This is a genomic window from Candidatus Pelagibacter communis, assembly GCF_001179965.1.
Classification (GTDB): domain Bacteria; phylum Pseudomonadota; class Alphaproteobacteria; order Pelagibacterales; family Pelagibacteraceae; genus Pelagibacter.
On record NZ_CVSH01000062.1, the window covers coordinates 1 to 5,815 of the forward strand.

7 protein-coding genes and 1 pseudogene are annotated in these 5,815 nt (G+C 30.1%); all 8 read right to left on the minus strand.

Translation table 11 applies throughout. The features are described 5' to 3' along the window. Positions 1-648 (minus strand): annotated as a pseudogene (locus AMN73_RS04320) (M23 family metallopeptidase); the annotation flags it as partial. 334 nt (positions 649-982) lie between these two features. After that, positions 983-1,489, minus strand: a complete 507-nt coding sequence (locus AMN73_RS04325; protein ID WP_075535052.1) for a hypothetical protein — start codon at positions 1,487-1,489, stop codon at positions 983-985. A gap of 11 nt (positions 1,490-1,500) precedes the next feature. Beyond that, the gene (locus AMN73_RS04330; RefSeq protein WP_075535053.1) at positions 1,501-2,109 is read right to left on the minus strand and encodes a GIY-YIG nuclease family protein; all 609 of its coding nucleotides are present in this window, start codon (positions 2,107-2,109) and stop codon (positions 1,501-1,503) included. A 155-nt stretch (positions 2,110-2,264) separates the two neighbouring features. Next, complete coding sequence (locus AMN73_RS04335; RefSeq protein WP_075535054.1) at positions 2,265-2,753, minus strand: peroxiredoxin family protein; 489 nt, start codon at positions 2,751-2,753, stop codon at positions 2,265-2,267. Further along, positions 2,750-4,123, minus strand: a complete 1,374-nt coding sequence (gene thrC / locus AMN73_RS04340; RefSeq protein ID WP_075535055.1) for a threonine synthase — start codon at positions 4,121-4,123, stop codon at positions 2,750-2,752. Before thrC ends, AMN73_RS04335 begins: the two co-directional genes overlap by 4 nt. Continuing rightward, the gene (locus tag AMN73_RS04345) at positions 4,123-4,773 is read right to left on the minus strand and encodes an SURF1 family protein (protein ID WP_075535056.1); all 651 of its coding nucleotides are present in this window, start codon (positions 4,771-4,773) and stop codon (positions 4,123-4,125) included. Before AMN73_RS04345 ends, thrC begins: the two co-directional genes overlap by 1 nt. 7 nt (positions 4,774-4,780) lie before the next feature. Beyond that, positions 4,781-5,572, minus strand: coding sequence for a cytochrome c oxidase subunit 3 (locus tag AMN73_RS04350; RefSeq protein ID WP_075535057.1), 792 nt, complete (start codon positions 5,570-5,572; stop codon positions 4,781-4,783). Between the two features lie 4 nt (positions 5,573-5,576). After that, positions 5,577-5,815: cytochrome c oxidase assembly protein (locus AMN73_RS04355; RefSeq protein WP_143323201.1), on the minus strand; the 239-nt coding region annotated here is incomplete at its 5' end.

Here is a 5,815-nt window from a genome sequence, read left to right on the forward strand (position 1 = left end):
TACACCTTTTTTTATTTTTTCATTAGCAGGTATTGCAATACCCAAACTTATATGTGGTCCACCTTTAGAAGTACCGGTCGCACCTGATAATCCTATAACTTGTCCTTTTTTTACCCAAAAATTATTTCTTATTAATTCTTCACTGTAACCACCACAATCTTGGGGTAAAAATTTTTTTCTCCCCCATTGAAATTCTTTCGGGATTTTACAATTTCCTTGATTAAAACCTTTGACCAAATTTGTTTCTTTAAAATGATAATACAAGATGAAATTTCCTTTTTTATCTACAAAATGTAAATGAATATCATCATATGGTTTCATAGTTTTTTGTGATTGAGAATGATCTGTTCCATCCTTTTTACCTGCAGACTCAGATTTTTTTTTGCTTTTTTGATGAGCGCTTATATCATAAATACTTATTAACTTCATATCAGCGATTGCTACTATAGGAGTTCCTCTTTTCATAATTATAGAAGTTCCTCTTTTTAATTTGTAACCAGAACATTTAGGACAGCACCTGCCACCTTTTACACCGTCATGAAATCGTGCAGATGTTGAAACTTTAACCCCATTGAAATTACATGGTAGTTTTTTATAAATTTTATGTTTTTTTGCTGCAAACGAATGCGAAGTAAAAAGAGAAAACATCAAAACCAGAAAAACGTATAGAGATAATCTTTTCATAAAGTAAGTTTAATCAATTTTACAACGAAGTGTTAGATCAAAAAACCAACTAAAAAGAAAATAAGTCATTCTGACAACGAAGTTTACAACGAAGTAGTTTGATAAAGTAAGCAAATATGCTATTTTCTAATCTAATGCCGGGCAACAGAACGCCCCTTTCCAAAGGTTTTTGTTGTCCTTACTCATCTTTTTTTTAAAAAGTTCAATGAAGTCCTCAATGAAGTTTCAATGAAGTTTTAAAACAAGGTTGCCGTTATACGCGCAAGTGCGTCTATTAACAATTAGATTAAAATATAAATTATTTAAGCAAGTCTTCAATTATATCCCATCGATTTTTATATTTTTCTATCGTCCAACCCGATGGATCTTTGTAAGGTGGTATAAAAATAACTCTCATACTTGAATCTTTTCTTTGTTGCCCTCTTTTGCCTGGTTGAGAGATATATTCTAAATGCATTCTTTTAACATTTTTTGATACTTCGCTTGATGGAACTATATAATAAACAAATTCACTTTTGTCTCCCTTTGGAGGTATTCCTGCTAAAACCCAAATAAAATTTTTACCAAAATCTTTTTCTGCTTTCATTCCAACCGTTACTTTTCTATTACCTGGAGGAAAAGTTTTAACTTGTATATGAACAAATTTTGTTCCTTCAACATTACTACATAATACATCTGTATTAGGAGTATTACCCATTGTAACGACTGCCACTAAATCTCTTCTGCAAAGTTCTCCTGCAACAAAAAATTGTGCAGAACTTCCTCTGGCATTTTTATTATTTGGATTTTTTGTTATTTTTTTCATTAACAAAAAATTTATTCTCTTTCGTATCTTAAATCTCTTAATGATTTACCTTGATGCATCCAAAATCTAGGACCATGCGCTTGTTCCCAATCATATCCCATTTCATGAAGAATAGTATTCGCAGACGCAGAAAGTGAGGTTATTGCCCCTCTAAACTTAACTTTAGTATCGTCAACTACCTCACAAGTAATTGATGTATCTTTAGCAAATTCTAAAATTGTACCAGGTCCTATATTAATCATTCCAAAGTTAAACTTACTTCTTTTTTTTCTTGCACTATCTAACGCTTGTTTATCTTGTGGTGTTTCAACAACATCTTCCGTTGGCGTAACATTTTTACCACCCATAACTTCAGCAATTTCTAAAATTGCTTTTGCTTGTTCTGGCGAGGTATTAAAGAATTCTCTACTTTGTCTTATTCTGCTATCGTCTAGACCTTCGTGTATTTTCTTTTCAATCACTTTTGCATCTTGAACCTCAACTGCATAATAGCATTCAAAAGGAAGTGGTGTTGAAGTATTGTCTAATTCTCTCATTCTTCTTTCTAAATTATCTGTAATACCAATCTTAATTGTATCTGGCATAGATTGGTTAGTAAGGATGTAAACTATTTTAGACATATAATTTTCCAGATAATACCCAAAGTTCAATGAAGTTTCAAAACAAGGTTTTTGCCAATTATCCAAAACTCTCAATGAAGTCCTCAATGAATCGTTCCAAAAAGTCTTATTTTCTGTTAATAATTAAAATTGAGGGCGAAACAGAACTGCCCTAACTAGATTAGATTATTTAATAAGTTCTCTGCTGAAGTTAATCCACATTCTTTAGTCTCTTTTTCAACATGAATATTAATTACTGTGAAATTCTCTATAACCATTAAATAACGATTTGATCTGATACCCATTCCTTTTGAATTTCTATCAACTTCTGCACCAATCGCTTTTGTGAATAATAAATATGGATCTGATAACATTTTTATTTTATCTCCAGTATTATTAATTTCTCCCCAGCCACTCATTACATAAGGATCATTTACTGACAAACAAAATATATTTTCTATTCCTTTTGCTTTGATTTTATCTGCATTAGCTACAAAACCTGGAAGATGAAGTTTGGAGCAAGTTGATGTGAATGCGCCAGGTAAACCAAATAAAACAATTTTTTCATTACCTATAATTTCCTTTATTTTACTTTTTTGAGGCTCTCCACCAATGAGTTGAAAAATCTCCGTATTTGGTATTTGATCTTTTATTTTCAGTTTCATATCGAATTCATTACATATTTTTTAACTTTTTGAATATCATTTGAAAGAAGTTCAAATTTTTCTTTTCTCTCATTAACGTATTTAAGACTATTTGGTAAATTTTCAGTCTTAAAAATTGCATCCTCTATTGCTTTTGGAAATTTACATGGGTGAGCAGTTGATAATACAACACAATTTTTTTCTATTCCTAATTTTTTTACGGCACCTATCCCCACTGCAGTATGTGGATCAACGACCGTTTGATGTTCATCATTAATTTTTTTTATCATTTCAATAGTTTCATTTTCATCAAGCATTTCAGATATAAAATTCTTTTGTATTTTGCCTAAATCCTCAGTATCAATTTTATAAGTATTGTTTTTAATTTTAATCATTAAATCTTTTGTAACTTCTGAGTTACAATCTTTTACATCATATAAGAGCCTCTCAAAATTACTTGCTATCTGAATATCCATACTTGGTGTATTTGTTTCCATAACTTTCTTTTGAGAATAATCGCCTCCAGATATTGCTCTATGAAGTATGTCATTTTTATTTGTAGCAACAACCAGTTTGTCAATTGGAAGACCAAGTTTTTTTGCTAAGTAACCGGCATAGATATCTCCAAAATTTCCAGTTGGAACAGAAAAAGATAAAGGCTGACCATTTCCAACCTTAAAGTAAGCATAAAAATAATAGACAGCTTGAGCAATAATTCTTGCCCAATTGATTGAGTTTACACCTGACATGTTAATTGATTTAGAAAACTTTTCGTCATTAAACATTGCTTTCACTAAATTTTGACAATCATCAAAGTTTCCCTGTATTGCAATATTAAATACATTACTCGCTTCGCAAGTTGTCATTAATTTTCTCTGAACAGGGGAAATTCTATTATTTGGATGTAATACAAAAACATTCAAATTTTTTTTTCCTTTTAAGGCGTCTATTGCAGCTGCACCGGTATCACCTGAAGTTGCCACCACAATATTAATTTTTTTTTGCTCAAAATTTAAATGATGCTCATAAAAATTACCTATCAGTTGCATTGCAATATCTTTGAAAGCAAGTGTTGGACCGTGGAAAAGTTCTAAAACTTTTAAATTTCCTAATTTATTTATGTTAACAACATTTTTAGTTCTGAAATTTGAGTATGATTTCGATATTAGAGAGATTAAATCATCTTTAGACATAAAATCTCCAATAAATGGATTAATTATTTCTGCAGCCAAATCATTGTAGCTAAGATTTTTAAAGTTGTTTATTTCCTCTTTGCTAAATGGTTTTACTGATTTTGGAATAAATAGACCTCCATCATCTGCCAAACCTTTTAAAAAAATGTCCTTAAAAGTAAAAATTTTTTGATTATTTCGTGTGCTAATATATTCCATTAGTAATTTTTTTTTCTAAAATATAAATATATTAAAAAAATTGAAATCGCTAATGAAAACCATGTGAGCGAGTATTTTAAATGATTATTTGAAATATTTGCAGTAATTTTTTTTGGATTTGGAAAATTTAATCTATTGTTCGTTTCATAAATTATAAAATTTGAAAATTTTCTTCCAGTATACTCAAAAAGGTCATTATCATTTAGTGTGAACCAATAATTATTTTGTATGTCATTTTTTGGTTTAAAATAATTTTTGTTTGATCTTTTTTTTAAAATACCTTGAAAATTTGTACTTGATATTCCAAAACTTTTATTTTTTAAGTCTCTTGGTATCCATCCTCTGTTTAAAAGATAATAACTATTTTCTATGCTAATTGTATTTACAATATCGAAGCCAGGTTCACCTTTTTCATTTAGACTATATAAATAAATTAATTTTGAATTCTCAAAATTTGCTTCAAACTGGATTTTTTTAAAATTATGTGGATTATTTCCTGAAAAAAAAACTGGTTTAGAGTTAATATTTTCCTTGATTTCAGAGATTAAATTTAATTTCCAATTTAGTCTTATAATTTGCCAAACGCCAAGGCTTAGAAAAATTAAAATAAAAAAATATACAAAAACCGAAAAAAGAAATTTGTTCTTCAATTATTTTTTAACTACCCCAAATATAAATTGCTGCGAATAAGAATAGCCAAACTACATCAACAAAATGCCAATACCAAGCAGCAGCTTCAAATCCAAAATGATGATCTTTGTTAAAATGTCCTAATTTTCCTCTCCACAAGCACACTGCTAAAAAAATTGTTCCTACAACAACATGAAAGCCATGAAATCCTGTTGCCATGTAAAAAGTTGCTCCATAGATATGTCCTGAGAAGCTAAATGTTGCATGTTGATATTCGTAAGCTTGAAGTGCGGTAAAACATAATCCTAAAAAAACAGTTAAGCTTAAACCTTGAATAAAGCTTTTCCTATCGTCCTCAAGTAAAGCATGATGAGCCCATGTTACTGTTGTGCCTGATAAAAGTAAAACTAGTGTATTTATTAAAGGGATGTCCCAAGGATCAAAAACTTCAATATCTTTTGGTGGCCATACATTTCCAACAAATTCTGATGGAAACAAACTTGCATCAAAATATGCCCAGAACCAAGCAACAAAAAACATAACTTCTGAGGCAATAAATAGAGTCATTCCATATCTATGATGTATTTGAACTACGGGTGTATGATGACCTTGATGCTCTGCCTCGATCACCACATCTCTAAACCACATATAAGCTCCATAGATAAGTAATACAAAACCCAAAATCATCGCCCACATCACTTTGCTATGAAAATAATAAACTGAACCAACGGCGGTTATTAATGTTGCAAAAGATGTATAAATTGGCCAAGGACTTGGGTCAACTAAGTGATAATCGTGTTTTTGATCTCCGCTGGACATAATATCAATTTATATTCTTTGATTGTTTATAATAATCAGACGAAAAAAAAGTATATGACATAGTTACATCTTCAACATTTGCAGTTTTTGGGTCGTTTACAAGCTCAGGATCTAAATAAAAAACTAGTTTATAAACGGCCTTTTCACCTGGTTTTAATATCTGTTTTTCAAAACAAAAACAACCTAACTTATTAAAATATTGACCAAAGGACGAAGGTGAAACATTATAACTAGCAACCCCTG